24 protein-coding genes and 1 pseudogene are annotated in these 25944 nt (G+C 65.9%); 12 read left to right on the top strand and 13 right to left on the bottom strand.

Annotated features, from left to right (window positions below):
- Positions 1–101: 101 nt before the first annotated feature.
- Both BRAO375_RS16405 and BRAO375_RS16400 read right to left on the bottom strand, forming a co-directional pair.
- Complete coding sequence (locus BRAO375_RS16405; RefSeq protein WP_035640658.1) at positions 102–347, bottom strand: PilZ domain-containing protein; 246 nt, start codon at positions 345–347, stop codon at positions 102–104.
- Positions 348–465: 118 nt separating this feature from the next.
- A complete protein-coding gene (locus BRAO375_RS16400) occupies positions 466–2394 on the bottom strand; it encodes an FAD-binding monooxygenase (protein WP_009028583.1) in 1929 nt (642 codons plus the stop codon).
- Between the two features lie 101 nt (positions 2395–2495).
- Between BRAO375_RS16400 and BRAO375_RS16395 the strand changes: the two genes are divergently transcribed.
- The 3 genes from BRAO375_RS16395 to BRAO375_RS16385 all read left to right on the top strand — a co-directional run bounded on the left by BRAO375_RS16395 (position 2496) and on the right by BRAO375_RS16385 (position 5010).
- Positions 2496–2954: a MarR family winged helix-turn-helix transcriptional regulator gene (locus tag BRAO375_RS16395; protein WP_009028582.1), complete on the top strand. Its 459-nt coding sequence runs from the start codon at positions 2496–2498 to the stop codon at positions 2952–2954.
- A gap of 207 nt (positions 2955–3161) precedes the next feature.
- Positions 3162–3425, top strand: coding sequence for a hypothetical protein (locus BRAO375_RS16390; protein ID WP_009028581.1), 264 nt, complete (start codon positions 3162–3164; stop codon positions 3423–3425).
- Position 3426: 1 nt separating this feature from the next.
- Positions 3427–5010: a peptidoglycan recognition protein family protein gene (locus BRAO375_RS16385; RefSeq protein WP_009028580.1), complete on the top strand. Its 1584-nt coding sequence runs from the start codon at positions 3427–3429 to the stop codon at positions 5008–5010.
- 30 nt (positions 5011–5040) lie between these two features.
- Here BRAO375_RS16385 and BRAO375_RS16380 read toward each other — a convergent pair.
- Positions 5041–6507: pseudogene (locus BRAO375_RS16380) on the bottom strand (flavin-containing monooxygenase); the annotation flags it as partial.
- 141 nt (positions 6508–6648) lie between these two features.
- Here BRAO375_RS16380 and BRAO375_RS16375 point away from each other — a divergent pair.
- Both BRAO375_RS16375 and BRAO375_RS16370 read left to right on the top strand, forming a co-directional pair.
- Entirely contained in the window at positions 6649–7374 is a 726-nt protein-coding gene (locus tag BRAO375_RS16375; protein ID WP_009028578.1) for a hypothetical protein, read from the top strand.
- A 184-nt stretch (positions 7375–7558) separates the two neighbouring features.
- Entirely contained in the window at positions 7559–8290 is a 732-nt protein-coding gene (locus tag BRAO375_RS16370) for an alanyl-tRNA editing protein (RefSeq protein WP_009028577.1), read from the top strand.
- Positions 8291–8392: 102 nt separating this feature from the next.
- Here BRAO375_RS16370 and BRAO375_RS16365 read toward each other — a convergent pair whose 3' ends face one another.
- Positions 8393–8884, bottom strand: coding sequence for a P-loop nucleotide/nucleoside kinase family protein (locus BRAO375_RS16365; protein ID WP_009028576.1), 492 nt, complete (start codon positions 8882–8884; stop codon positions 8393–8395).
- Positions 8885–9492: 608 nt separating this feature from the next.
- On the opposite strand from BRAO375_RS16365, the gene BRAO375_RS16360 reads away from it, so the two are divergent.
- A complete protein-coding gene (locus BRAO375_RS16360; protein WP_009028575.1) occupies positions 9493–9771 on the top strand; it encodes a PepSY domain-containing protein in 279 nt (92 codons plus the stop codon).
- 19 nt (positions 9772–9790) lie between these two features.
- Positions 9791–10411: a cytochrome b/b6 domain-containing protein gene (locus BRAO375_RS16355; protein WP_009028574.1), complete on the top strand. Its 621-nt coding sequence runs from the start codon at positions 9791–9793 to the stop codon at positions 10409–10411.
- A 5-nt stretch (positions 10412–10416) separates the two neighbouring features.
- Here BRAO375_RS16355 and BRAO375_RS16350 read toward each other — a convergent pair whose 3' ends face one another.
- Positions 10417–10596: a hypothetical protein gene (locus BRAO375_RS16350; RefSeq protein WP_009028573.1), complete on the bottom strand. Its 180-nt coding sequence runs from the start codon at positions 10594–10596 to the stop codon at positions 10417–10419.
- 273 nt (positions 10597–10869) lie between these two features.
- Here BRAO375_RS16350 and BRAO375_RS16345 point away from each other — a divergent pair, with 273 nt between their 5' ends.
- On the top strand, positions 10870–11901 hold the full coding sequence (locus tag BRAO375_RS16345) for a M15 family metallopeptidase domain-containing protein (protein WP_009028572.1): 1032 nt from the start codon (positions 10870–10872) through the stop codon (positions 11899–11901).
- A gap of 222 nt (positions 11902–12123) precedes the next feature.
- Here BRAO375_RS16345 and ahcY read toward each other — a convergent pair whose 3' ends face one another.
- The 3 genes from ahcY to BRAO375_RS16330 all read right to left on the bottom strand — a co-directional run bounded on the left by ahcY (position 12124) and on the right by BRAO375_RS16330 (position 16428).
- Positions 12124–13545 carry an adenosylhomocysteinase gene (gene ahcY, locus BRAO375_RS16340; protein WP_009028571.1) on the bottom strand — a complete coding sequence of 474 codons (1422 nt, stop codon included), beginning with the start codon at positions 13543–13545 and terminating at the stop codon, positions 12124–12126.
- A 260-nt stretch (positions 13546–13805) separates the two neighbouring features.
- A complete protein-coding gene (gene metK, locus BRAO375_RS16335) occupies positions 13806–15002 on the bottom strand; it encodes a methionine adenosyltransferase (protein ID WP_009028570.1) in 1197 nt (398 codons plus the stop codon).
- A gap of 76 nt (positions 15003–15078) precedes the next feature.
- Positions 15079–16428: a hypothetical protein gene (locus BRAO375_RS16330; protein ID WP_009028569.1), complete on the bottom strand. Its 1350-nt coding sequence runs from the start codon at positions 16426–16428 to the stop codon at positions 15079–15081.
- 168 nt (positions 16429–16596) lie between these two features.
- On the opposite strand from BRAO375_RS16330, the gene BRAO375_RS16325 reads away from it, so the two are divergent.
- The 4 genes from BRAO375_RS16325 to BRAO375_RS16310 all read left to right on the top strand — a co-directional run bounded on the left by BRAO375_RS16325 (position 16597) and on the right by BRAO375_RS16310 (position 20799).
- Positions 16597–18255 carry a caspase family protein gene (locus tag BRAO375_RS16325; protein ID WP_009028568.1) on the top strand — a complete coding sequence of 553 codons (1659 nt, stop codon included), beginning with the start codon at positions 16597–16599 and terminating at the stop codon, positions 18253–18255.
- Positions 18256–18442: 187 nt separating this feature from the next.
- Complete coding sequence (locus BRAO375_RS16320) at positions 18443–18820, top strand: DUF2147 domain-containing protein (RefSeq protein WP_009028567.1); 378 nt, start codon at positions 18443–18445, stop codon at positions 18818–18820.
- Between the two features lie 49 nt (positions 18821–18869).
- A complete protein-coding gene (locus tag BRAO375_RS16315; protein WP_009028566.1) occupies positions 18870–19562 on the top strand; it encodes an SGNH/GDSL hydrolase family protein in 693 nt (230 codons plus the stop codon).
- 106 nt (positions 19563–19668) lie between these two features.
- Positions 19669–20799, top strand: a complete 1131-nt coding sequence (locus BRAO375_RS16310) for an acyltransferase family protein (protein WP_009028565.1) — start codon at positions 19669–19671, stop codon at positions 20797–20799.
- 51 nt (positions 20800–20850) lie between these two features.
- Here the strand turns inward: BRAO375_RS16310 and BRAO375_RS16305 are convergent, their stop codons facing one another.
- The 5 genes from BRAO375_RS16305 to BRAO375_RS16285 all read right to left on the bottom strand — a co-directional run bounded on the left by BRAO375_RS16305 (position 20851) and on the right by BRAO375_RS16285 (position 25780).
- Positions 20851–21969: a cobalamin-independent methionine synthase II family protein gene (locus BRAO375_RS16305; RefSeq protein ID WP_009028564.1), complete on the bottom strand. Its 1119-nt coding sequence runs from the start codon at positions 21967–21969 to the stop codon at positions 20851–20853.
- A gap of 437 nt (positions 21970–22406) precedes the next feature.
- Entirely contained in the window at positions 22407–23123 is a 717-nt protein-coding gene (locus BRAO375_RS16300) for an ABC transporter ATP-binding protein (protein WP_009028563.1), read from the bottom strand.
- Positions 23123–23869, bottom strand: coding sequence for an ABC transporter ATP-binding protein (locus BRAO375_RS16295; protein ID WP_009028562.1), 747 nt, complete (start codon positions 23867–23869; stop codon positions 23123–23125). Before BRAO375_RS16295 ends, BRAO375_RS16300 begins: the two co-directional genes overlap by 1 nt.
- Positions 23866–24903: a branched-chain amino acid ABC transporter permease gene (locus BRAO375_RS16290; RefSeq protein WP_009028561.1), complete on the bottom strand. Its 1038-nt coding sequence runs from the start codon at positions 24901–24903 to the stop codon at positions 23866–23868. Before BRAO375_RS16290 ends, BRAO375_RS16295 begins: the two co-directional genes overlap by 4 nt.
- 7 nt (positions 24904–24910) lie before the next feature.
- The gene (locus BRAO375_RS16285) at positions 24911–25780 is read right to left on the bottom strand and encodes a branched-chain amino acid ABC transporter permease (RefSeq protein ID WP_009028560.1); all 870 of its coding nucleotides are present in this window, start codon (positions 25778–25780) and stop codon (positions 24911–24913) included.
- Positions 25781–25944 lie beyond the last annotated feature (164 nt).

Here is a 25944-nt window from a genome sequence, read left to right as displayed (position 1 = left end):
AACTACTTCGGGACCGATGCCAGACACGCTGGCAGATTAACCCTAAGGTCCCGTTAAGCAGGCGCGGCCGCCAAGGCTCAAATAAAGGCCCAATCCATCGATCAATCGATGAATTCGGCGCCGAACTCGCAGCCGATGCGCCAGGCCAGCCGGCATTTGCGCTGGTGGTCCGGCGCGAACACGATCGTGAACTGCGGCGGGATCTCGACGAACTCGGCGACCACCTTGACGCCGCCGTCGGAAATATCCGTGACCGTGCAGTCCCGCGGCAGGCTGCCATTGCCGTAGTGGATCTTCGCGATCCTCCTGCACAGCCGACGTTCGCTCTTACGACGGTTCGCCAACATCAACATTTCGCCACTCGCCCACTCAATCGTCCATCCGAGGAGATCAGGTGTAACGGGGAAACATTGGGATCTGGCTAGCATCAGCCCCGGAAATCCGGAGCTGAGATTTGCATTTCGTTTACCTTCCGGCCGCCTTCAGCATGAAGCCGTCGAAATAGCCGACCAGCCTGGCGTGATCGTCGAGCGGCATGATGTCGGCGACATACTGATCCGGCCGGACAATCACGAGGCAGCCGCTGGCGCGATCGATGCCGCGCATCGCAAAGATGTCCTGGCCGCTCTTCAGATCGGGGCAGAACATCTTCTCGTAGTCGAGAAGGCCGTAGCGCCCCTTGCGCGGCAGCAGCAGCGCCGGCATCCGCTCCAGCGCGAGCTCGCGATGGCCCTGCTGGAACACCGCGCGCAGGTCGATCACCGAGTCGATGTCGGCGCCAGCGGGCGTGTAGCGCCGCAGCGGCGATGCGGCCTCCTCGCTGAGGAATGTGCACAGGCGACGGATCGCCGAGCTCGGCGCCAGCGGATCCTCGGCGCCGGCAAAGGCGAACAGGCGGAAGCGGCCGTCGGCCTGGACGACGTGACCGAGCTGCAGCGGCTTGGCATCGCCGAGACGGATCACCGGTGCCGAATGGAAGCGCTTGCCGATCACGAAGCCGGTCGCGAGCGGCTGGAAGGTGTCGTCGCCGGTCAGCACCGAGGGCCGATAATGCGTGGCCGTGCCCGCGGTGTAGCGTCCGTGACGGATGAAATAGTCCTGCGTCTTGGCGGCATCGGCGCCGCCCTGCTTGGCGGCGGAGGCGAGGATGCCCGACCATTCGCGATCGAAATCGATCAGCTCCTGCGCGATCGCCTTGCGCTCTGCCGAATAGCTGTGCAGCAGCTCCGGCGTGCAGCGGCCGCCCAGTACGGCGGCGAGCTTCCAGCCGAGATTGAAGGTGTCCTGCATCGACACGTTCATGCCCTGCCCCGCCTTCGGGCTGTGGGTGTGGCAGGCGTCGCCGGCGATGAACACGCGCGGCAGGCGGGTCGCGACGTCCGCCTCCGGCACGTCGTCGAACTTGTCGGTGATGCGCTGGCCGATCTCGTAGACCGACCACCACGCGACCTCCTTCACCTCGAGTGTATAGGGCGCGAGAATGCGCTTGGCCTTGGCGATCACCTCCTCGACGGTGATGTTACGGCCCGCGACACGCTCGCCGACCTCGAGCTTGGCGAGCTCGACATAGAGCCTGACGAGATAGCCGCCCTCGCGCGGGATCACCAGCAGGCTGCCGTCCTTGGCCGACTGGATCAGCGACTTGAAGCGGATGTCGGGGAAATCGGTGACGGCGAGCACGTCCATCACGCCCCAGGCGTGATTGGCGGAGTCGCCGTGCAGCTCGCGGCCGATCGCCTTGCGCACCACGCTGCGCGCTCCGTCGCAGCCGACGACATAGCGCGCGCGCACCGTCTCGACCTGCCCCTCGTGCTCGGGGTCGATGCGATCGAAGCTGACGGTGACACCGTGCGCGCCGGCAGCGGCGGTCGTATCGATCGTGAGATCGCGCAGCCGCCGTGCGTAGTGCGGCTCGAGCTTGGCTGCCGAGCGCCGCATCACCTCGAGGAAGAAGTCGTGCACGCGGGCCTGGTTGAGCACGACATGCGGCATCTCCGACAGGCCGTCCTCGACGTCCTGCACGCGACCGCTGCGCGCGATGTGGGCGCTGTCGGCGTCATCAGGCTTCCAGAACGTGGTCTCATTGATCCAGCAGGCTTCCTTCAGCACCTTCTCGGCAAAGCCATAGGCGTTGAACATCTCCATGGTCCGGCACGCGATGCCGTCGGCCTGGCCGAGCAGCAGCCGGCCCGGCTTCTGCTCGACGATGGCAGTCTTGATGCCCGGGAAAGCCGAGAGCTGGGCGGCGAGGTTCAGCCCCGCCGGGCCGCAGCCGACGATGAGGACGTCGACCTCCGATGGCAGGGTGCCGGCGGCGCCGGAGCTCGCCACGCGCTCGGCGGCATCGAAAATCTCGGGATCACCCGGCTGGAAGCCGTTGAGATGAAACTGCATGAGACCACCCTCCCTCGCTTTTCCTTATTGATCAGTATGCTGATCATCAGTATGCTTGTCAAGCAAGCCAGAGGAGATTCGTGGTGACCGAGATGCGGGACATGCCGGGGCACCTGGCGCGCCGGTTTCAGCAGATCGCGGTGGCGGTGTTCCTGGCGGAGGTGGAAGCCGCCGGCTTCGACCTGACCCCGGTGCAATATGCGGCACTGGCGGCGATCGCGGCCAACCCGGCACTCGACCAGATCACGCTTGCCGGCCTGATCGCCTATGACCGCACCACCATCACCGGGGTGATCGACCGGCTGGCCCAAAAGAACCTCGTCATCCGCCGCGCGGGTGTGCGCGACCGCCGATCACGCGAGCTCCTGATCACCGAGGAGGGTCGGCGGACGCTCGACGCGATCACGCCGGCCGTCGAAGCCGCGCAGCGGCTGATGGTGCGCGGCCTCACCAAGGTCGAGGCGAACGAGCTGATCCGGCTGATGCAGAAGGCCATCGCCGCCGGCAACGAGCTCAGCCGCGCGCCGTTGCGCGAGGATGCCGGCACGCAGCGGCAGTGATCGCCCGGGGCCAATCTCCGGACGAGCCAAGCTCCGCCGCTCCGCCCGCCATGGACTCGTAGACCATAAGATACGTCGTCGGGCCGCGCCCGCGGTCCGCCATGTATCTCCAATGTATCTCCTCGGCAGATGAGCGGGCCGGTCCGCCGCGCTACGCTGTGCAGAATTGTGATCAGTTCATATTGCAGTTCATGGCGGGAGCGGCGCATGCCCACGACGTCCGATACATCCGCAGACAGTCACGACGAGAATGATGCCGACAGCTGTCTCTGCGGCGTCGAGCACATCGAGGATGAGTTCACCTCGGACGCCGAGCTGCCGCCGGCCATCGGCGGAGTCAGGATCGAGGTCGCGGCGGACATCGATCCCGATGACGGCGATGAAGACCACGTCGATGGATGTGACCTCGACTTCCAGCTCGACGATCTGACGAGCGACTCGGAACTGCCCGCAGCGGTCGGAGGAGTCTGAGATGGCCTTCGCACTCACCTGGCTTGCCGAAGTTCTCGAAGACGCCGGCCTCAAGGTCGCCGAGCAGCCGGGATGGCGCTCGCGGGGACGCGGCGAGATGGGCAGCGTCAAAGGCGTGATCTGCCACCATACGGCGGGGCCCGGGCCGGAAAAGGGCGTCATGCCGAGCCTCGGCATCATCACCAATGGCCGGCCTGATCTCGCCGGACCGTTGGCGCAGCTCGGCCTCAGCCGCGACGGAACGTACTTCATCGTCGCCGCCGGACGCTGCAATCATGCCGGCGTCGGCATGTGGCAGGGGCTGCGCACGGGCAACGAGAACTTCATCGGCATCGAAGCCGAAAATTCGGGCACCGCCAACGACCCCTGGCCTGCCGTTCAGCTCGACGCCTATCGTCGCGGGGTGGCCGCGATCCTCAGGAAGATCAACGCCGACCCAGTGATGTGCTGCGGCCACAAAGAGTACGCGCTGCCTCCCCGCCGCAAGAACGACCCGACATTCGACATGAATGAGTTCCGGTTGCAGGTCGCGGCCATCCTGGCGGGCACGGCTCCTGCGCCGATCATCGTTCCGCCGATCGACGAGGAGAAGCGTCCCACCCTGCGGCGCGGCGCCCGCGGTGATCTCGTCCGGCAACTGCAGAACGATCTGAAGATCGAAGTCGATGGCATCTTCGGCGCCGGCACCGAGGCCGCGCTCCGCGAATTCCAGCGCCAGCACGACATGGTGCCGGACGGGATCGCCGGCCCCAAGACCTGGGCCGCGCTCGATGCGTCACCAGGCCCCGCATTGGCCCCGACTGCTGCACCTGCGATGCAGCCTTTCGCGGCCCCGGCGGCGGGTCCAAGCTCGATCGATGAGCTGAAGCAGATGGCTGCAAGCAGTCCGGTCGCGCGCATCAATTGGAGGGATCGGGGGGCCGCGCCGAAGGGCTACGTCGTCGGCATGGCGCTGACTTTCGGCCGCGTCTACCACAAGCTCAAATCCGGCGACGCAGCCGCGCTGGACATGGCCCGCAAATCCTCCGGCAACGTCAACCGCGATGCCCTCGCCTGGTACAACGACGTGTTCACCGCGTCGGGAATGAGCAACGCCGCCGATGGCGCCGAGACATTGCGGCACCTCTTCGTGCTGATGCTCGGGCTGGGCATGCGCGAGAGCTCCGGCCACTATTGCGAGGGGCGCGACAGGTCGGCCGACAACACGACGTCCGACACGGCTGAGGCCGGCCTGTTCCAGATGAGCTTCGACGCCAATCGCGCGAGCCCGCTGCTGGGGCAGATCTTCGCCCGCTACAAGAACAGCCCGTCTGGCTTTCTCGCCGATTTCAGCGTCGGCGTGCACTGCAGTGCCGGCAATCTCGAAAACTTCGGCTCCGGTGACGGACTCGAATTCCAGCGGCTCTGCAAGCAGTGTCCCGCCTTCGCGGTCGAGTACGCTGCGGTCGCGCTGCGGCACATCCGCAAGCATTGGGGGCCGATCAACCGAAAGAAGGCGGAGGTCCGCGCCGAATGCGATGCCTTGCTGGCCCAGGTCGCGACGGCGATCGACAGAAATCCGGCTCTCGGTCAGGCGCTGCAGTGACCGACAATGAGTCCGGGGCGGCGGCGCCGTTCACGAATACCGCATGACGCCATCATCGACCTTGCCGTAACGGAGCGAGACGATGTCGAGCGCGTAGTTCTGATACAGCCGCCACGGCCGCTTCGAGCCCTGCTTGGGCAGATCGGCAATCGACCGCTGCACGTAGCCGGAGCTGAAGCTCAGCGACGGCAGCGGCGTGACGGTGCTGTCGTCATTGTGCGGCACGCATTGTCGATAGCCGTGCCGATCCATGTAGTTGATGAGACGGCAGACATATTCGCAGGTCAGGTCGCATTTCAGTGTCCAGGACGCGTTGGTGTAGCCGAGCGTCGCCGCCAGGTTCGGCACGTCGGAATACATCATGCCCTTGTAGTTGAGCGTCTTGGCGAAATCGACCGTGCGGCCATCGACCGTGACCTTGATGCCGCCGAGCACCTGCAGGACCAGCCCGGTCGCAGTGACGACCACGTCGGCTTCGATCTCGCGCCCATCGGATAGGCGCAGGCCCCGCTCGGTGAAGGTCTCGATGCCCGCTGTGACAACGGAGGCGCGCTGCTCGCGAATGGTCTTGAACAGGTCGCCGTCCGGCACCAGGCACAGCCGCTGATCCCAGGGGTTGTAGCGCGGCGTGAAATGGGTGGCGACGTCGTAGTCGGCGCCCAGCGCGGCGCGCACGCCGCCGAGGATGAGCTGCTTGACACGCTCCGGCTTGCGCCGGCTGAGCTGGAAGAAATACATCCCGAACAGCACGTTGCGCCAGCGGATCAGGTGATAGGCGAGGCTCGGCGGCAGATGCCGGCGCAATTTGTTGGCCAGCGCGTCCTGCGCCGGGCGCGACACCACATAGGTCGGCGAGCGCTGCAGCATCGTGACATGGGCCGCAGTCTTGGCCATCGCGGGCACCAGCGTGACCGCTGTCGCGCCGGAGCCGATCACGACGACACGCTTGCCGGCATAGTCGAGATCGTCAGGCCAGGCCTGCGGATGCACGATGCGGCCCTTGAAATCGGCCATGCCCTTGAAGTCCGGCAGGTAGCCCTTCTCGTAGCGGTAGTAGCCCGAGCACATGAACAGGAAGCTGCAGGTGATCAGCACGGTCTCGGTCGTGCCCTGCTCCGTTGACCGCTCGGCCTCCACGGTCCAGCGCGCGTCCGCGCTCGACCAGGACGCACTGAGAACGCGATGATTGAAGCGGATGTGGCGGTCGATGCCGTTCTCGGTCGCGGTGTCGCGGACGTATTTCAGGATCTGCGGCCCATCGGCGATCGCCTTGGGATCGGTCCACGGCTTGAATGAATAGCCCAGCGTGTACATGTCGCTGTCGGAGCGGATGCCGGGATAGCGGAACAGATCCCAGGTGCCGCCGATGGCGCCGCGCCCCTCCAGGATCGCGAAGCGCTTGCCGGGACATTTGTGCTGCAGATGATAGGCGGCGGCGATGCCGGACAGTCCGGCGCCGACGATCAGCACGTCGACATGCTCTGTTGACATGAGGTGGTCCTGGCGTTCCCTGGTCCGACGTCCCGCGCCGGCTGGCCGACAGTCGCAACCCGGCCCGCCGCTGTCAAATCGGCGTACGTTGGCATTCGATCAACCCTCCTGCTCTATCAAGAGGGTCACCAGCAGACGGACCTCGTGATGAACGCCCCTGCCCCGCAGCACGACACGCCCGGCAACGACGGCAGCCGGGAACGCGGCAGTGCGCAGGCGCAGCGCGTCGCCCTGGGCTTCACCCTCGCCGCGATCGCGCTGGCCGGCTGGTCGCTCTTCCCGAGCTTTCCGGCCGGCCAGTTGATCGCGGTCGTCACCGTCATTCCGCTGCTCGCGCTGATCCTCACCTTGCGCTTCCCCGGCCGGTTCCGCATCGGGCTGGGCTCCGGCTACGGCGCCAATCTCGGCACCGGCTGCATCGTGGCCGCCGGCACGCTCGCCGCACGCACGCTGTCGGACATCAACCTCGTCAGCTGGCTGCCGCTGACGGCGTTCGCGATCGCCGTCGCGGTCGTCTTCCTGATCGTGGCAGCGCGGTTCGAGACCCAGTTGCGCCGCCGCGGCTGGCGGCTGCTGCTGGCGGCCGTCTTCGTCAGCGCCTATGCCTTCGGCGCGCTCGGCCAGTTCAACACCGCGCTCGACCGCTCGGCCCCGGCGCTGCTGCGCAGCCGCGTGGTCGCCAAGCATCTCGGGCACAGCCGGCTCGCCACGCATCAGGTGACGCTGGAGGCGTGGGGGCCGTTCGCGAGGGCGGCTGACGCGCATGTGGCGCAGGCACTGTACGAGCGGCTGCAGCCCGGCGACACGGTCTGCCTGCGGCTCGGCGACGGCGCGTTCCGCATGGCTTGGTTCAGTGTCGCCGCGTGCCGGTGATTGGTGGCGGGCACATTGTGCGAACGGGCGACGCTGCGTAGAATTCGTCGCCCGCATGAGCGCCTTGTCCGCCGAAGCCCTGCGGGGCGGAGGCGACATGCGGGGTCTCAGGCACCATCGCGGTGACCCCGGATATCGCTCCGCTCATCCGGGCTGCGACAGCCACGACAGCGAGCCGTTTCGCATGACCGATGTCCTGCCCCGCCCCTTCGCCGTCGATCATCCCGACGTATTGCAGCTCGACGTCGCGGCGCTCGACGCGCGCCCCGGCGCGGTGCTGCTGGCGCGCTCGCCGTTCTATCCCGGCGGCGGCGGCCAATTGCCGGACCGCGGCACGATCGCCTGGAACGGCTTCGTTCGCGATGTCGTGGGCTTCGAGCCGACCGCAGACGGCCTCTGGCACCTGATCGGGGACGATGCCATTCCCGACGGAACGATCGAGCTCCACGTCGATCCGGCCTTCCGGCAGCGGATGTGCGAGCAGCACACGGTCGCTCATCTCGTCAACAGCGCCGTGTACACGCTGTTCGACGGCGCGCTGCTGACCGGCGTCCGCATGACCGACAGCGATGAATTCAGCGTCGATTTCGATCTGCCCAAGGTCGCACCGGAGCAACCGCGCGCGGTGGAGGACGCCGTCAACGCCGCGATCGCCGACGATCGCCCGGTCCGCGCCTTCGACATGCCCTATGACGACGCGCAGGCCACCGCCGGCCTGTTCCGCGCCAAATCCGTTGCCCCGCCGCGCCAGGCCGACGGCCTGATCCGCATCGTCGACATCGACGGCCTCGACCGCCAGGCCTGCGGCGGCACGCATCTGGTGTCGACGGTGCAGGCAAGGCGCGTGCGCGTCCTGAAGGTCGATAACAAAGGCCGGCAGAACCGGCGTTTCAGGATCGGGCTGGGAAGCGATTAGCAACGGCCCCGTAGCCCAGATGAGCGCAGCGACGTCGGGTTCACCTAGACCGCGCGTGAACCCCGGATATCGCTGCGCTCATCCAGGCTACACGATCGACAACTACGGCCGATGGACGATCACGTCGAATTCTTCCTCAGACGTCGGCGCGACGAAGTAAGAGGTGAACAGATCGAACTCTTCGTCGGTCACCTTGAACGCATGCCCACCCGCTTCATTGCGCGCGCGCAGGCGCGCCTTGCAGACCTCGTCGGGCACGTCGAGATGATGCAGCTGGTGCGGCACGCCGGCGGCTTCGAACAGGCCGCGCATCCAGGCGCGGCTCGCCAACGTATTCGCCGGGAAATCGAGCACGACCGAAACGCCGGCGCGCAGCAGCGCCACCACATGCGGCCCCATCACCGCACGCAGCCGTGACGAATTGCGGACGTAATCGGCGAGGCTGGTCTGCTCGCCCGGATAGAGCTGCGCCAGCCAGTCGTCCTCAGCGATCATGATAGTCGCCGGGCGCCGGCCCAGCTCGGCGACGAGCGTCGATTTTCCGGCAGCGATTTTGCCACACACGAGGTGCAGCATGGGTTGGTTCGGAGACATGGATTGAGACCTCGCGTGCGGCGCCACCTTGGGCGCCAAAGATGTTCACAGATCAATCGCAGGCAAACGCGCCCGGCCCGACGGATCAGGCCGGGTCGGTAATTCGGCGGCCGAAGGCCGCGCCTGCAAGGTGAACGCGAGAGGTCATTTCATGATAGTGACAGATGTGCGCAACGACGTCTAGTTTAAGAAGCGGCAACCGCCTTGAGGCGCGCGAGCTGGATTGGTCGCCCTGGATTGCTTCGCTTCGCTCGCAATGACGCTGCTGCAGCGTCGGCTTGCAGCACCATCTCAGGGTCCCGTGGGCGGGATGCGATACGCGCCCTCGTCAGTGCGAGCGAAGCAATTCAGTTGAGCCACAGATAGACTCTCTCGGTACTCCATGGACCGGGCGATCGAGCGGCTGCTGAAGTCCATCAGCATGGAAGCGAGACCTAACGTCGCGGACGCAACGGCTCCTGCCGTATCCCTTGTTTTACAAGCCGGGCGTCAATCTGGAAAAGCTCTAAGAGCGATTCCAGTCGCCGCTCCGTTGACACATTCGTGCCAGTGCCGTCTTCCCTGATCCCACGATGCATCGTGTTTGAATTTGCTCATTGGAGGGATTGATGAGACTGACCACCGCCGCCGTGATCGGCGCCGTCCTCGCTGGCTTTGCCGTCTCGCCAGCTCTGGCCGACGGCTACAAGGACTGCACCAAGCTCGACAAGGCCCAGTGGAAGCCGGCGGCCGAGGCCGAGGCGAAGGCCAAGGATGCCGGCTACGAGGTACGCCGCTCCAAGGTCGAGGGCAGCTGCTACGAGGTCTACGGCGTCAAGGGCGGCAAGCTGTATGAGCTGTTCTACAGCCCGGAAGACCTCAGCCTGAAGCACACGGTCGCCAAGTAATCGGCTCGCGGCGTGCAGCATGGCTGCACGCCGCAACGAGATCCTCATGCACGGCACGGCGCCCAGAACCAGCTTGAAAGACCCGGACCAGGCCGAGACCGTGCTGGTCTGGGATCTGCCGCTACGCCTGTGGCACTGGATGCTGGCCGTGCTGGTGCTCGTCGCCTGGGTGACGCCGAACGTCCATGACGGCCTGCATCGGACGGCCGGCTACGCGATCCTCGGGCTGCTCGCCTTCCGCCTGATCTGGGGCATCATTGGCACGCGGCATTCGCGCTTTCGCAGTCTGCGCGCCCGGCTGCGCGCGACGCCGGCCTATCTGTGGAATCTGTGGCGCGGCAAGACCGGGCGCTATCTCGGCCTCAACCCCGCCGGCACGGCCATGCAGCTTCTGCTGCTGCTGGTGCTGATCGTCTCCGCGGTGACCGGCGCGATGCAGGTGACGGTGCGCTTCTTCGGCATCTGGTGGGTGGAGGACACTCACGAGGTGACGTCGTATCTGCTGATCCCGTTGGTGGTGCTGCATGTCGCGGGCGTCGTGCTGGTGAGCCGGCTGCAGCGCGAGAATCTCGCGCGCGCGATGCTGACAGGACGCAAGCTGCTGCGGCGCAGCCGCCGCGACATGCCAAGCGGAAGCTGACCCGATCAGCCGCGCACCGCGTAGGGCGTCTGCGCCAAGCGGTCGGCGCCCATGATGAGGTCGCGCTGTGCGTCCGCCAGCGCCTTGCGCTCGCGCTTCTCTTCCGGCAGCAACCAGATCGAATCGTCGGGCGCGTAGTCCCGGATGAGCTTGGTGCCGCCGACGATGATCTCGATGGTGCTCATGATCCCAGCTCCACGAACCCGTACGGTGAGACTACGCCTTGCGCTCAGCCGCGGCAACCAATCAGCAAGCGTCGACAGCGTGGCCGCGCTGGTCTGCGAATGAACCGTCGTTCGACGTGACGCGCCCCGATCGTTGCATACAAGCCACAGTTCCCGCAAAAGCTGCCGACACCTCTTGCTGCGTTATTGCGCCCCGCCGCCAAGCACCGAACAATCGCAGGTATCGGATGCCTGACCGCCTCTGCTCGCAGGGGCCTGGATCTTGGAGGCCGGATGATGAGCTCGCAGCAGTTCACCACGCGTGCGTTGTGTCGATCGGTTGTCCTCGCAGGCTGCGTCATGGCCTGGCCCGCAACCGCCGCCGAGCCGGAGACGACCACACCGGTCGTCGCTGAAGTAAAGGCATCCACGACACCGACCGTCACACAGCCGCTCTCCACAGAGACGGCGCTCACGACCGCATCGGTCACGCCCTCGGCGACCCTGCCGCCGGACGAGCTGGTCTCGCCGATCACGTCCGGCGAAGCGCCCAAGTCCGCCGTCGCCAGCGCCGACCGCATCGAGATCCTCGACGAGTGCCCCGACATCGACGCCTGCGTCGACCGCTATCTGTGGGCGCTGTACGAGCGCGCGCCGAAGCTCGACAAGATCAGGGAGACCGAGCGGCGCGTCGTCACGGTCAAGCGCAAGGGCCGCATGGTCAAGGTGACGCGGAGCTTCACCAGGCTCGTCGACAATGATTTCACCTGGAAGGATCCGAAAGCAGCCGAGCGCGTCGGCCGCACGATGATGGAGTACGTCATCGGCGGCATGGACCGCGGCTTCAAACTGAAGCTGTTTCACACGCTGCATGCGGCCGAGGCCGCGGGGCTCGCGCCCGGCATCACCAGCGGCTTCCGCGACGACTACCGCCAGGAGATCGCCAGCGGACTGAAGGCGGCAACCAACCGATCCTACCACGGCGGCAGCCTGCGCGGCGGCTACGGCCACGGCCTCGCCGCCGACATCGTCAGCGTCAACGGGGCCACGCGCGCGCAGCGCTGGGTGGCGACCGAGCAGCTGTGGAAATGGGTCGACGCCAACGGCAAGAGCTTCGGTGTCGGCCGGCCCTACCTCGATCGCGACCCGCCGCATGTCGGCCCCGTCGACGGCGAGGAATACACCAAGCACCGCACGCCGGCCGTGAAGGTCGCGGCGGCGGAGACGAGGAAGCACAAGCGGATTGCGGCGCGGTCGGACCATCATGCGGCGAAGCGGGCTAAGGCCGTGCGGGCTTCGGCACTGGCGTCGCGGCGGACGGGGTGATTGTCTCGCTGCTGCGGGTGGCGACGTCAGAGTGATGTCGTAGGGCGCGCCGCATTCTCCGTCATTGCGAGCGAAGCGAAGCAATCCAGAGTACCGCCCACGACTCTGGATTGCTTCGCTTCGCTCGCAATGACGGCGCGTTACTGACCGTCGATGACGCAAACAAAAAGGCCGGGGCAATGCCCCGGCCTTCGTCGTCTCCGCCGCGCGTGAGCGCAGAAGTCAGTAGCGGTAGTGGTCCGACTTGAACGGGCCTTCCGGCTTTACGCCGATGTAGGAGGCCTGGTCGGGACGCAGCTTGGTGAGGTTCACGCCGATCTTGGCGAGGTGCAGCATCGCGACCTTCTCGTCGAGCGACTTCGGCAGCACGTAGACTTCCTTCTTGTACTTGCCGTCCTTGTTGTTGGCGTAGAGCTCGATCTGCGCCAGGGTCTGGTTGGTGAACGAGGCCGACATCACGAAGGACGGGTGGCCCATCGCATTGCCGAGGTTCACGAGGCGGCCTTCGGACAACAGGATCATGCGCTTGCCGTCGGGGAAGGTGATCTCGTCGACCTGCGGCTTGATGTTGGTCCACTTCAGGTTCTTCAGCGAGGCGACCTGGATCTCGTTGTCGAAGTGGCCGATGTTGCAGACGATGGCGCGATCCTTCATCGCGCGCATGTGCTCGATGGTGATGATGTCCTTGTTGCCGGTGGCGGTCACGAAGATGTCGGCGCGCGGCGCGGCGTCTTCCATCGTCACGACCTCATAGCCCTCCATCGCCGCCTGCAGCGCGCAGATCGGATCGATCTCGGAGACCATGACGCGGCAGCCGGCCTGGCGCAGCGACGCGGCCGAGCCCTTGCCGACGTCGCCGAAGCCCGCGACCATCGCAACCTTGCCCGACATCATCACGTCGGTGCCGCGGCGGATGCCGTCGACCAGCGACTCGCGGCAGCCATAGAGGTTGTCGAACTTCGACTTGGTGACGCTGTCGTTGACGTTGATCGCCGGCCACAGCAGGGTGCCGGCCTTCTGCATGTCGTAGAGACGATGCACGCCCGTGGTGGTCTCTTCCGAGACGCCCTTGATCGACGTGGCGATCTCGGCGAAGTAGCCCTTCGGCTTCTCCTTGAGCTGCTTCTTGAGCAGCGCGAAGAACACTTCCTCCTCCTCGGAGGCCGGCTTGTCGAGGAACGCCGTGTCGCCGTTCTCGGCGCGCAGGCCGAGATGGACGTACATGGTGGCGTCGCCGCCGTCATCGAGGATCATGTTCGGATGGCCGCCGCCATGCCAGTCGAACAGCTTTGCGGTGTAGTCCCAATAGTCGACCAGGGTCTCGCCCTTGACGGCGAACACCGGAATGCCGGCGGCGGCGATCGCAGCGGCGGCGTGGTCCTGGGTCGAGTAGATGTTGCAGGAGACCCAGCGGATGTCGGCGCCGAGTGCCTTCAGCGTCTCGATCAGCACCGCGGTCTGGATGGTCATGTGCAGGGAGCCTGCGATGCGCGCGCCCTTCAGCGGCTGCTTCGGGCCATACTCCTCGCGCGTCGCCATCAGGCCGGGCATCTCGGTCTCAGCGAGCGAGATCTCCTTGCGGCCGAACTCGGCGAGCGAAATGTCCTTGACGATGTAGTCGGTAAAACCTGGCTTGGCGGTCATGTGGGGTTCCTGGTCGGATGTAATCGGACGGGTCGTGACGAACGAAAATAGACGCGTCGAGGCGACGTCTAGATCACTGTCCCCGGTCTTTGCGGGGAGAGATGACGGCGGCCTTCTGCCGCCGTCCTTCTTAGTCGGACTGATGCACAGCGAGGGTGAAGAGCAGCCGCACACGAAGTGCGCATTGTCGCTCTGTCACCTCTTGTTTGACGATGCATTCCGACCTCTCCCCGCGAGCGGGGAGAGGGAAGTAGCAACTGCTACACCGCGCGCTTGAACGCTTCGGCGAGGTCGGTCTTCTCCCAGGAGAAGCCACCCTCGTTGTCGGGCGTGCGGCCGAAATGGCCGTAGGCCGCGGTACGCGCGTAGATCGGACGGTTGAGGTCGAGGTGCGAGCGGATGCCGCGCGGGGTGAGGTTCATCACCTCGGCCGCCGCCTTCTCCAGCTTGTCCTCGGAGACCTTACCGGTGCCGTGGGTGTCGATGTAGATCGACAGCGGCCGTGCCACGCCGATGGCGTAGGCGAGCTGCAGGGTGCAGCGGTCGGCGAGGCCGGCGGCCACGATGTTCTTGGCGAGATAGCGCGCGGCATAGGCGGCCGAGCGGTCGACCTTGGTCGGATCCTTGCCGGAGAACGCGCCGCCGCCATGCGGGGCCGCGCCGCCATAGGTGTCGACGATGATCTTGCGGCCGGTCAGGCCGGTGTCGCCATCGGGGCCGCCGATGAAGAACTTGCCGGTCGGGTTGATGTGCCAGATCGTGTCCTTGGTGATCCAGTCCTTCGGCAGCGCCTCGCGCACATACGGCTCGACGCGCTCGCGGACCTGCGCCGAGGTCATGTCCGGGATCAGGTGCTGGTGCGAGACGACGATCTCGCGCACACCGACCGGCTTGCCATTCTCGTAGCGCACGGTGACTTGGCTCTTGGAGTCCGGGCCGAGCACCTTCTCGACGCCGGAGTGGCGGGCCTCGGCGATCAGGCGCAGGATCTTGTGGGCGTAAAAGATCGGCGCCGGCATGAGATCGGGCGTCTCGTTGCAGGCGTAGCCGAACATGATGCCCTGGTCGCCGGCACCTTCTTCCTTGACTTCGCCCGGCTGCAGCGCGTCGACGCCCTGCGCAATGTCGGCCGACTGCGGATGCAGGAGGATCTCGATGTCGCAGGTCTTCCAGTGGAAGCCCTCCTGCTCATAGCCGATGTCCTTGATGGCCTCGCGGACGACGTGCTCGATGTGCTCATTGGTGACCGAGGCCGGGCCGCGGGTCTCGCCGGCGATCACGACCTTGTTGGTGGTGGCAAGCGTCTCGCAGGCGGCGCGGATCGCCCACGGATCGATGCCGGCCTTCGGCCCTTCGCGGTAGAACAGGTCGACGATCTCGTCCGAAATACGGTCGCAGACCTTGTCCGGATGGCCCTCGGACACCGATTCCGAGGTGAACAGATAAGACGCGCGCATCAAGCAATCCCTTCTTTGCCGCCCACGGCGGTCGTTCGTATTGATCTCAAGGTGACCTCGAGTGATCCCTAGGATGTCAGTCGCGACGCCGCGAGATGACGTAGGACTCGTCGTAGAACCACAGCCCGTTGTGCTTTCGCAGAACCTCTCTGGCGGCGTCGAGCGCGCGGGATGAGTGGGCCACCTCAGTCAGGCGGTCTTCCTCGATCTGCGCGACATACACCGCCGCGTTCCAGGCTGCAAAGGCCGTCGAGGTTCCGATCGCACCGGTGACCTCGTTGGGCAGAGCCTCCATCTCATACCTGAAAATTGAGCGATTGTCCGCATAGGCGTTAAAATTTAAGTCCCGCCCACTGGAGCCCAGCTCGTACTTGACGGCGCGCAATAGCTCATGGCGGCTGACCGAGAAAGGATTTTCTCCGGGCCACACCGCCTGGATGATTTCCAGGCCCGGATCCTGGCCATGGGAGTGGATTCCGATCAGCCGGCCGCCCGGTTTCAAGGCCCGCGCGAGCGGTGCGATGATGCGCTTGGCGCGGAAATTGACCGAGGAGCGCGCCCGATAAGGCTGCGAGGCGATGATCAGGTCGAAATTGGCCTCGACCCGCCCTGCCCTCGGGATGATGTTGTCGAGCAGGAAGCGGTGATCCTCGCGGTACAGCACCAGCGCGATCGGCCGCTCATAGACCGGCATGCCGGTGCGCTGGGAGACATTGGCGCGCCAGTTCTGCTCCAGGAACGGCTTCAGCGCCGTGATCTGGGCCTCGAAATCCCCCGAGGAATCGCCCTGCAGGACAACCTCGTGCCAGATCATCGACGCCGCCACCGACGGCGAGGCCGGCGTCAGCCAGGGCGCCTCGGCATAGTTCATGTTGGTGAACACGAATACCGAGGCCGGATGCTCGAACAGCCGGTCCGGCACCTTTTCCAGCGTCAGCCGGACGTCCTCGAGGCTCAGCTCCTTGCCAGCCACATAGAACGGAATGTGTGGAAAACGGCCGTGCATCGTGCGGAGCACCTTCGACAGCACGGTGCCGTCGCCGACGCCGGCATCGAACAGCCGCAGCGCCGGCGGCCGCGGATGGATGCTGGCGAGCTCGAGGCCGACGCGCTCGGCCACCACGCGCTTCTCGCTGCAGGTGTGCACGAACAGCAGGTATTTCTGCCGGTTCTCGAAGAAGCGGAAATTGCTCTTGGGGTCGCGCTTCTCCGGCACCACGTCGAGCCGCGGCGGCGGCAGGGTGCCGGTGGACGCTGCGATATAGGCCTGGATGCGGTCCAGCGTGTCGATGGTGATGCGCTTGCCCTCGCGCAGCCGCTGCACGAGCTTGCCGTCGTTGACGGCCCGCCGGCCGAACGTCGATTCCGCCATGTCCGACTGGCGGCAGAACTCCGTGATCTGGGCGAGCAGCTGGTCGTTCTTCATCCGGCCTAGTCATCCGCCAAGTTCGGTGGGAAAAGGGAGTGGGCAGAAGGCCACTGGCCCAACTTCCTAGCACCGTCTGCCCACCAATGAAAGGGCCTGAACCCCGAACCCTCCGGACGCAACAAAACGGATAGGATCCCTGCCCGCCTCCCGTCCTGGTCCCTGCCGATGCGCCGTTTTCTCCTGCTGCTGCCGCTGCTCGCCCTCCCCCTCGCGCAGCCCGCGACCGCCCAGTCCCGCGCCCAGCTGGGGCCGCTCTGCACCACCGAGACCACGCCGGCGGACCAGATGATCTCCGCCTGCACCAAGATCATCGCGCTGAAGGTGTTTTCCGGCGGGCAGCTCGCCACGATCTATTTCTGGCGCGCGGTCGGCTGGAACAAGAAGGGCGACTACGCCCATGTGATCGCTGATGCCACCGAGGCGATCCGGCTGCAGCCGTCACAGGCGGTCTACAACCTCCGCGGCTCGGCCTATTACGACAAGGGCGAGGACGACATCGCCATCGCCGACTTCAACGACGCCCTCAAGCTCGGACCCCCGAGCGCGACCATCTATCACAACCGCGGCAATGCCTATCGTTCCAAGGGCGACTACGCCAACGCGCTCGGCGACTACGACCAGGCCATCAAGCTCAGCCCGCGCGAAGCCTATAGCTGGCAGAACCGCGGCATCACCAAGGCCGCCCAGGGCGACCTGGACGGCGCGCTGAGCGACATCAACGAGGCGATCCGGCTCAATCCATCGCTCGCCTCGGCGATGACCAACCGCTCGGTGATCTGGCGGGCCAAGGGCAACATCGAGCGCGCCATCGCCGATGGCTCCGAGGCGGTCCGGCTGGCACAGAATCCGCCCGCCAACGTGATGACGCCGCCCGGCAGCGTCGTCATCGCCGCGCTTGTGCATCGCGCGCTCGCCTATGAGGCCAAGGGCGAATTCGATGCCGCCAAGAGCGACTACGCGGCCGCGCTCAAGCCGACCGCGTCGGATTCCGGCAGCAAGGCCAACCAGGCCACCGCCAAGGTGCGGCTGTCGCTGCTGTCGGAGCCGGCCCCACCGCCGCAGCGGGCCGATGCGCCGGCCTCCGCCTCGCCAGCCGCGGCGACCGGTCAGCGCATGGCGCTGGTGATCGGCAACGGCGCCTATACCCACGTTCAGGCCCTGCCCAATCCGCCCCGGGATGCCCGCGCGATCGCCAAGAGCCTGCGCGAGATCGGCTTCACCGTGGTCGAGGGCATCGACCTAGATCGCGCAACGATGCAGGCGAAGACGCGCGAGTTTCTGCGCGAGGCGACGCGGGCGCAGGTTGCCGTCGTCTTCTATGCCGGCCATGGCGTGCAGATCGACGGCCGCAACTACCTCGTGCCCACCGACATCGCCTTGTCCGGCGGCAGCGACGTCGTGTCGGCGATGGTCGACATGGACCAGATCCTGGCCGGGCTCGACGACCAGGTGCGCACCAACATCCTGATCCTCGATGCCTGCCGCAACAATCCGTTCGCACCGCCGGAAGGCACGGGCCAGGCACCGAGCCGGAGCCTCAGCGCGACCGGTCTGGCCGCGCCCGCGTCGCTCGGCAACGGTGCGACGTCGGGCGCGGGGACGCTGATCGCGTTTGCGACCGCGCCCGGCAAGGTCGCGCTCGACGGCGACGGCGAGAACAGCCCGTTCTCGGCGGCGCTGTCGCGCCACATCGGCACGCCCGGGCTCGAGGTGCAGCAGATGCTGACGCGGGTCCGCGCCGAGGTCGTCGCCGGCACCAAGAACAGGCAGGTGCCGTGGTCGAATTCCTCACTGCTGGGCGAGGTGTATCTGGCGGCGAAATAGGTCCTGGCTGGCGGGAGACTGCGACAGCCTGACCAGCACAGCCGTCCCTCGAACACGGTGCAGAGCCACCGAATCCTGGTATCCTGATCGCCCAAGGGAGACGACGCTCATCGTCGACGGCGCGCCGCGCCGCCGACATGATCGGCAGGCAACAAGCTTCGTCTCGAAGAATGCAAGGGAGGCTCGCATGATCGGTCGTTTCGTTGTTGGATTCGGTGTCGCGCTCGCGCTGGCTTCTGGCCCGGCGCTGGCGGACGAGGTCACCGGCGTCTGGCTGCGCGAGACCGGCGCGTCCAAGGTCAAGTTCGCCCCCTGCGGCGGCGCCATCTGCGGCACGCTGGTCTGGATCAAGGAAGGCACCGACACCCCGGCCAAGGTCGGCCAGCGGCTGTTCTCCGGCATGAAGCCGACCGGGCCCAACGCCTGGGCCGGCAGCTACAGCAATCCCGACGACGGCAAGACCTATGATGCCAAGATGACGCTGTCCGGCGGCACGCTGACGACCGCCGGCTGTGCCTTTGGCGGCGCGATCTGCCGCTCCTCGACCTGGACTCGGACGAACTAGCGCTCCAGCATCGCACCACGGCGGGTCGCACGAGGACATCGATCGTCCCATGGCAGTGAAGACGCAGGCCCGGCTGGGATTCGTGCTGTTCGCGGTGATCGCCGCGGCGGCCGCGACCTTCGTGCTGGTGCGCCGCTCGGCCGCGCCAGCCGGCAGCGATCACCGCACGGTTCGCCAGCTCGTCGTGCACTACAACCTGCTGTCGCGCGCCGATGACCCGATCATCGTGCTCGGCGACAGCATCGTCGAGGCGGCGACCTTGCAGGCCAGCGCCTGCGGGCATCCGATCGTCAACGCGGGCTTGGCCGGCGCCGGAACGCGCAGCGATCTCGCCGGCTGGCTCAAGCCGGCGCTGGGACCCAAGCGGCCGTTCGCCATCATCGTCTCGCTCGGCGTCAACGATGCGCTGACCGCCAAGCCCGACTCCAGCCAGGTGTTCGCCGGACGCTACGAAGCCTTGCTGCGCGAGCTGGCGACATTGACGCAGCGCCTGTTCATCATCGAGTTTCCTCCGGTCGAGGTGCGCGGCCCGTTCACGGCGGCGATGGAAAAGGCGACGGCGGCGAGCATCACCGGTTATCGTGCCGCACTGCCCGACCTCGCCAGGCGCGCCGGCGCGACCTTCCTGCCGCTGCCGCCGATGGAAGCGCCGTTCACGCTCGAGGGCATCCATCTCAACGCCGCCGGCTATCGGTCCTGGGACCAGGCGATCCAGCAGGCCACCGAGTTCGCCTGCCGCTGAGGCCGATAGCGCCAAGACGTCATCACCACGGGCGAAAACAATCCTTCACTCCGGTCCGGCTAGGATCGGGCAGCGTCCGACGTGTACACGGTTAACAAATCACTGCATGGCCCTGCCCCCACCATCGCCGTCGCCAGGAACTGACAAGCTGCTCGGACTCGAGCTGCTGCGCTTCCTCGCCACGATCTCGGTGCTGCTGTGGCACTATCCGCATTTCGCCTACGCCGCCGACGCGCCGGTCGGCCTCGTCCGCAGCGAGCTGCCGTTCTACCGCGTGCTGTTCCCGTTCTATGAGCTCGGCGAATATGGCGTCGTGATCTTCTGGTGCATCTCGGGCTTCATCTTCTTCTGGAAGTACAGCGCGCTCATCCCGAACGGCGCGGTCGACGGCTGGACCTTCTTCGTCAACCGGCTGTCGCGGCTCTATCCGCTGCATCTTGCGACCCTGCTCCTGGTGGCGGGCCTGCAGGCGATCTACGTGGCGCAGCACGGCTTCGCCTTCGTCTATCAGAGCAACGATCTCGGCCATTTCCTCGCGCAGCTGGTCATGGCGAGCGACTGGCTGCCGCCGACCGGCGTCAGCTTCAACGGACCGATCTGGTCGGTCTCGATCGAGGTGCTGGTCTACGCCGCGTTCTTCGCAGGCCTGCGCTTCGTCACGACATCGCCGCTGCTGAACCTCGCAATGATCCTGGCCGGGATCGCCAGCGGCACGCTGGTCGGCAAATGTTTCGTGTTCTTCTATGCGGGCGGGCTCGCCGCGATGACGCGGCAGAGCGTGGCCGATGCCTGGTATCGGCCAAGGCTCGAGGTGTTCGCCGCGGGCGCCGTCGTCGGCATCCCCTTGGTACTCTGGCTTTCAGGCACCGATCTGGCCGAGCGAGCGGCCGCGTTGCTGCTCATCTACACACCGGTGCTGTTGTTCGTCTGCACAATTCCGCTGACACTGCCCGGGCGGGCCGAAGACCTGCTGCAGGCCGCCGGCAACATGACCTATTCGTGCTACCTGCTGCACTTCCCGATCCAGCTGACGATCGCGCTGGCCTTCGCATCCTGGGGACAACCGATACCGTATGGCAGCCATATGTTCTGGATCGGCTTCATGGGGCTGACGCTGAGCGCAGCGTATCTCACCTATGACTGGTTCGAGGCTCCCGCCCAGCGGCTGATCCGGCGCGCCCTGCTGCGCAAAAACAAAGCGGGGCGGATTGCTCCGGCCCCGCTTCCACATCATTGATCGGCACGATCAGCGCGCCTGATCGCCAGCCGCGCAATCTCGGGCAGCTGACTACTTGCCCCAGATCTCCTCGGCGAGCTCGACGCAGAGGCGCAGCTTGGCCCACTGCTCTTCCTCGGAAAGGATGTTGCCTTCCTCGGTCGAGGCGAAGCCGCATTGCGGCGACAGCGCGAGCTGGTCGAGCGGGGCGAACTTCGAGGCCTCTTCCATGCGGCGCTTGATGTCGTCCTTCTTCTCGAGCTCGCCGACCTTGGAAGTGACGAGACCGACGACGACGACCTTGTTGCCCTTCGGCAGGAAGCGCAGCGGCTCGAAGCCGCCGGCGCGCTCGCTGTCGTACTCCAGGAAGTAGCCGTCATAGTTGGTGTTGGCGAGCTTGGTCTCGGCCACCGGCTCGTAGCCGCCCGAGGAGATCCAGGTCGAGCGGAAATTGCCGCGGCAGACATGGGTCGTGATCGTCATGTCGGCAGGCCGCTCGGCGATCGCGTAGTTGATGATGCGCGAATAGATCTGCTGCAGGCCGTCGGGATTGTCACCGCGCTCCCGCGCCTTCTTCAGCTCGTCCTGCGAGCACAGATAGGCCCACACGGTGTCGTCGAACTGCAGATAGCGGCAGCCGGCGTCGTAGAACGCCTTCACGGCCTTGCGGTAGGTCTTGCCGAGATCCTCGTAGAAGGCATCGAGATCGGGATAGACCTCCTTCGAGATCGACTTGCGGCCGCCGCGGAAATGCAGCACGGCCGGCGACGGGATCGTCATCTTTGCCGTCACATGCGCCGTATCGGCGTGCTTCTTGAGGAAGCGGAAGTGGTCGAGCATCGGATGATCATCCGGGAAGTCCAGCTTGCCGATCACGCGCACCGCGTCGTGACGGGTCTGCACGCCGGTGAACTGGATGCCGGTGTCCGGATGGAACAGCTCGCAGCCGGTCAGCTTCGCGAGGAAATCAAAGTGCCACCAGGAGCGGCGGAACTCGCCATCGGTCGCGAGTTTCAGGCCGGTCGAGGCCTGGCGATGGACGACCTTCTCGATCTCCATGTCCTCGATCTTGGCGAGGTCGGCCGCGGAGATCTCGCCCTTCTCGAGCTTCGCGCGGGCCTCCTTGATCTTCTGCGGCCGCAAGAGGCTGCCGACTTCGTCGGCGCGGAATGGGGGCTTGGTGCGTTGCATGGGCTCACTCCTTGGAAGGCGTCGATTCGTTGGATAGGGTTATTGGACCGGTTGCGATCTGCCTCGGCTTGCGCTGGGCGAAACGTCACGGGCTGGGTTCATCCCCTACCCCGTATCCGGTCGGTATACAATTCTGTCGAAGGGGGATCATGGAGGTGCATGGCGCAGTCCATGCCCAATTCGATCTTGCAGGCTGGTCTGACTAGCTCCAATGCATAATCCTGAGGTGAATTCGTCAAAGCCGGCCTCTGATCAGTGCCGTTAGAACGACAGCTGCGCCGGCGTTCATCCCTCACGAACCGATTCCTGCATACCGGGCAACGGCCGCACCGTACCTTCGCACCTCAATGGCCCCAAATTACGGAACGCGCGAACAGCATCACTCCTGCAACCGAGGATGACGCCTCCCGGGCTGCGGTTCAAGCCCGTCGATCAGATCAATGCGCGGCGGCGCTGGAGACGCCGAGATGCCGCTCCAGCGGCGCGGGGTCGGCCTTCAAGTCGCTCGACGGCGCGTCGTGCACGATGGTGCCGCGCTCCAGGATCACGACGCGATCCGCCAGCGCCAGAAGCTTCTGCGCGTGCTGCTCGACGATGATCGAGCACAGGCCGCCAGCTCGGCTGATGGTGCCGATCGCGGCCAGCAGTTCCTCGACGATGATCGGCGCCAGGCCTTCGGTCGGCTCATCCAGCAGCAGCACCTTCGGGTTCAGCGTCAGCGCGCGGCCGATCGCCAGCATCTGCTGCTCGCCGCCGGAGAGCTGGTTGCCGAAATTGTTGCGACGCTCTTTCAGCCGCGGAAACATCTGGTAGACGCGCTCGACCGTCCAGGGCCCGGGCTGCGCCACCGCGGTCATGTTCTCCTCCACCGTCAGCGAGCGGAAGATGTTGCGCTCCTGCGGCACCCAGCCGATCCCGGCGCGGGCGCGCTGGTCGGCGCGCAGCGATGTGATGTCGGTGCCCGCCAAAGCGAGCTTGCCCTGGAAGCGGCGGGTGACGCCGACGATGGAGTTGATCAGCGTGGTCTTGCCGGTGCCGTTGCGGCCGAGCAGCGCCAGCACCTGCCCTTCCGGCAGCGCCAGCGACATGTTCGGCAGCACGACCGCCTGGCCGTAGCCGGCGCGGAGATTTTCGATTGTGAGCAGATCGGTCATCACGCGGCCTCGCCGAGATAGACGGCCTTGACCTGCGGATCGCGCGCGACCTCGTCGGGCGCGCCCTCGACGAGCAAAGCCCCCGAGACCAGGACCGAGATGCGGTCGGCGAACGAGAAGACGAGATCCATGTCGTGCTCGATCAAGAGCACCGTGACCTCGCGCGGCAGCGCGGCGACGGCGGCGAGAATGTCCTTGCGCTCGCCCTCGGGCACCCCCGCCGCCGGCTCGTCCAGCAGCAGCACGCGCGGCTTGGCGGCGATCGCCACCGCGATCTCCAGCAGGCGCTGCTTGCCGTAAGGAAGCGTCGAGGTGCGGTCGTTCATCACGTCGAGCAGCCGGAAGCGCTCCAGGGTCTCGGCGATCTCGGCATTGATGTCGTCGCGCGTGCCCATGCGCCGCCACCAGTTACCGCCGCCGCCGAGCCGCTCGGACACGGCAAGCCCGATGGTCTCGAGCGGCGTGAGGTCGGGATAGAGCTGGTTGATCTGAAAGGTGCGCGACAGGCCGCGCAGCACGCGCTTGTGCACGGGCAAGTCAGTAATGTCTTGGCCTTCGAGCAGGATGCGTCCCGCGCTCGGCTCCAGCACGCCGGTGAGCTGATTGATGACGGTGGTCTTGCCGGCGCCGTTCGGGCCGATCAGCGCGTGCCGCGCGCCGGGCCGGATCTGCAGCGACAGATCGCGCGTGACGTGAAGTCCGCCGAAATGCTTGTCGAGGCCGCGCGTTTCCAAGGCGTAGGTCATGGCGCCTCATTATCGGTGAGGACCACCGCGGCCTTGCGGCCGGCGATCTGATTCAGGATCAGGTTGGGGAGCCACAGCGCATAGGCGTGGATGCGATGGCGTCCGACGAGCACGATCACCACGAGCACGAGGCCGATCCAGAACATCCAGTATTGCGGCGTGATCCACTGGAACAGCTCCTGCAGCATCCGGAACACGGCCGCGCCGATCAGGCCGCCATAGAGATAGCCGGAGCCGCCGATCACCAGCAGCAGCACGAGATCCGCGGAACGCTCGAACGAGAACACGTCGAGCGACGCAAGCGCCGTGGTCTGGGTGAACAGCGCCCCGGCAATGCCGGCATAGAACGCCGCGACGGTGTAGATCGCGATCAGGCGCTTGTTGACGGGAATGCCGATGGCCGACGCCCGCAGCGGATTGTTCTTGATCGCGCGCAGCGACAGGCCGAACGGCGAATGCACGATCACCCGCGCCAGTAGGAACAGCACGAACAGCACCGCCAGGGAATAGAAGAAGCCGGTCCTGCCGAACATGTCGAAGGCGAACACCCCGAAGATCGGCTGGATGTCGATGCCCTGCAGGCCATCCGTGCCGCCGGTAATGTTGGAGAAGCGCTCCGCGAGCGCCTCCATCAGCAGCGCAATTCCGAGCGTCACCATCAGCCGCGTCAGGTCGACGCCGCGGATGACGAGAAAGCTGGTGGCGAAGCCGAGCACCGTGGCGGCGAGGCCAGCCACGATCAGCGCCAGCACTGGCTCGTTGATTAGGCCGTGCACCGACAACAGACCCGCGCAGTAGGCGCCGACGCCGAAGAAGGCGGCGTGGCCGAGCGAGACGATGCCGGCGTAACCGAGGATCAAATCGAGCGACAGCGCGAACAGCGCCAGCCGGAGGATCTCGGTCATGATCAAATAGCGCGAGGGAAACGCCAAGCCGACCGCCAGCACGACGATCCAGAAGGCGAACTCGCTCCAATGCCAGCGGCCATGCTGCCTGGCGTGGAAGCCGACCTCGGTTTGTGCGTTCGTGGTCATGCGATCCTCACCGCGTCGCCGTGCGACCGAACAGGCCGTTCGGACGCCAGATCAGGATCACGATCATGATGGTGTAGATGACGAAGGGGCCGAGCTTCGGCACGTAATACTTGCCGGCGACGTCGCCGATGCCGAGCAGGAGCGACGCCAGGAACGGACCGGTGATCGAGGACGAGCCGCCGACGGTGACGACGATCAGGAAGTAGATCATGAACTTCAGCGGGAAATACGGATCGAGGCCGAGGATCTCCGCGCTGAGCGCGCCGCCCAGGCCGGCAAGGCCACAGCCGAAGGCGAAGGTGAAGGCGAACACCTGCGGCACGTTGATGCCGAGGCCGCTGGCCGCGCGCGGATCATCCACCGCGGCACGCAGTCGGCTGCCGAACCGGGTCTTGGACAGCACGAGCTGGAGGCCGACCGTCAGCAGTCCGCAGATCACGATGATCATCAGCCGATAGCGGCCGATGCCGACGCCGAAAATGTCGAACTGGCCCTGCAGCACGTCGGGCAATTTGATGAAGATGCGCGACGAGCCCATGATGTAGTCGACGGTCGCGACCGTCATGAACACCAGCCCGATCGAGAACAGCACCTGGTCGAGGTGACTGCGCGCATAGAGATGCTGGTACAGCGTCCGCTCCAGCAGCGCGCCGATCATGGCGCTGGCGACAAAGGCGAGCGGCAGCGCGGCGAAGAACGGCCATCCCATCCGGTTGACGAGCACGGCGCAGACATAGCCGCCGGCCATGGCGAAGGCGCCGTGGGCCAGATTGACGAAGTTCATCAGGCCGAGCGTCACGGCGAGCCCGCAGGCCAGCACGAACAGCAGCATGCCGTAGGCAACGCCGTCGAACAGGTTGGTGAGGATGGCGGTCATTGAAGTCTTCGTCGGCCCCCGGTCTCATCCCTTCCAGGGAAGGGCACGCATGTCACGCTTCGTTCGATCTGCGCCTCCCCCGCGTGCGGGGGAGGTCGGATCGCATCGAACGATGCGATCCGGGTGGGGGAAACTCTCTCCACACGAACAGTGCGCCGTGGGGC

The sequence above is a fragment of the Bradyrhizobium sp. ORS 375 genome (genome assembly GCF_000239775.1).
Taxonomy (GTDB): Bacteria; Pseudomonadota; Alphaproteobacteria; order Rhizobiales; family Xanthobacteraceae; genus Bradyrhizobium.
The sequence above is the reverse complement of the archived record's forward strand: the minus strand, read 5'-3'. Positions and strand labels throughout refer to the sequence as shown.

Excerpts from the sequence above, each read along its gene's own strand:
- BRAO375_RS16405 (WP_035640658.1), bottom strand. The coding sequence starts at position 347 with ATGTTGGCGAACCGTCGTAAGAGCGAACGTCGGCTGTGCAGGAGGATC.
- BRAO375_RS16400 (WP_009028583.1), bottom strand. The coding sequence starts at position 2,394 with ATGCAGTTTCATCTCAACGGCTTCCAGCCGGGTGATCCCGAGATTTTC.
- BRAO375_RS16395 (WP_009028582.1), top strand. The coding sequence starts at position 2,496 with ATGCCGGGGCACCTGGCGCGCCGGTTTCAGCAGATCGCGGTGGCGGTG.
- BRAO375_RS16390 (WP_009028581.1), top strand. The coding sequence starts at position 3,162 with ATGCCCACGACGTCCGATACATCCGCAGACAGTCACGACGAGAATGAT.
- BRAO375_RS16385 (WP_009028580.1), top strand. The coding sequence starts at position 3,427 with ATGGCCTTCGCACTCACCTGGCTTGCCGAAGTTCTCGAAGACGCCGGC.
- BRAO375_RS16375 (WP_009028578.1), top strand. The coding sequence starts at position 6,649 with ATGAACGCCCCTGCCCCGCAGCACGACACGCCCGGCAACGACGGCAGC.
- BRAO375_RS16370 (WP_009028577.1), top strand. The coding sequence starts at position 7,559 with ATGACCGATGTCCTGCCCCGCCCCTTCGCCGTCGATCATCCCGACGTA.
- BRAO375_RS16365 (WP_009028576.1), bottom strand. The coding sequence starts at position 8,884 with ATGTCTCCGAACCAACCCATGCTGCACCTCGTGTGTGGCAAAATCGCT.
- BRAO375_RS16360 (WP_009028575.1), top strand. The coding sequence starts at position 9,493 with ATGAGACTGACCACCGCCGCCGTGATCGGCGCCGTCCTCGCTGGCTTT.
- BRAO375_RS16355 (WP_009028574.1), top strand. The coding sequence starts at position 9,791 with ATGGCTGCACGCCGCAACGAGATCCTCATGCACGGCACGGCGCCCAGA.
- BRAO375_RS16350 (WP_009028573.1), bottom strand. The coding sequence starts at position 10,596 with ATGAGCACCATCGAGATCATCGTCGGCGGCACCAAGCTCATCCGGGAC.
- BRAO375_RS16345 (WP_009028572.1), top strand. The coding sequence starts at position 10,870 with ATGATGAGCTCGCAGCAGTTCACCACGCGTGCGTTGTGTCGATCGGTT.
- ahcY (WP_009028571.1), bottom strand. The coding sequence starts at position 13,545 with ATGACCGCCAAGCCAGGTTTTACCGACTACATCGTCAAGGACATTTCG.
- metK (WP_009028570.1), bottom strand. The coding sequence starts at position 15,002 with ATGCGCGCGTCTTATCTGTTCACCTCGGAATCGGTGTCCGAGGGCCAT.
- BRAO375_RS16330 (WP_009028569.1), bottom strand. The coding sequence starts at position 16,428 with ATGAAGAACGACCAGCTGCTCGCCCAGATCACGGAGTTCTGCCGCCAG.
- BRAO375_RS16325 (WP_009028568.1), top strand. The coding sequence starts at position 16,597 with ATGCGCCGTTTTCTCCTGCTGCTGCCGCTGCTCGCCCTCCCCCTCGCG.
- BRAO375_RS16320 (WP_009028567.1), top strand. The coding sequence starts at position 18,443 with ATGATCGGTCGTTTCGTTGTTGGATTCGGTGTCGCGCTCGCGCTGGCT.
- BRAO375_RS16315 (WP_009028566.1), top strand. The coding sequence starts at position 18,870 with ATGGCAGTGAAGACGCAGGCCCGGCTGGGATTCGTGCTGTTCGCGGTG.
- BRAO375_RS16310 (WP_009028565.1), top strand. The coding sequence starts at position 19,669 with ATGGCCCTGCCCCCACCATCGCCGTCGCCAGGAACTGACAAGCTGCTC.
- BRAO375_RS16305 (WP_009028564.1), bottom strand. The coding sequence starts at position 21,969 with ATGCAACGCACCAAGCCCCCATTCCGCGCCGACGAAGTCGGCAGCCTC.
- BRAO375_RS16300 (WP_009028563.1), bottom strand. The coding sequence starts at position 23,123 with ATGACCGATCTGCTCACAATCGAAAATCTCCGCGCCGGCTACGGCCAG.
- BRAO375_RS16295 (WP_009028562.1), bottom strand. The coding sequence starts at position 23,869 with ATGACCTACGCCTTGGAAACGCGCGGCCTCGACAAGCATTTCGGCGGA.
- BRAO375_RS16290 (WP_009028561.1), bottom strand. The coding sequence starts at position 24,903 with ATGACCACGAACGCACAAACCGAGGTCGGCTTCCACGCCAGGCAGCAT.
- BRAO375_RS16285 (WP_009028560.1), bottom strand. The coding sequence starts at position 25,780 with ATGACCGCCATCCTCACCAACCTGTTCGACGGCGTTGCCTACGGCATG.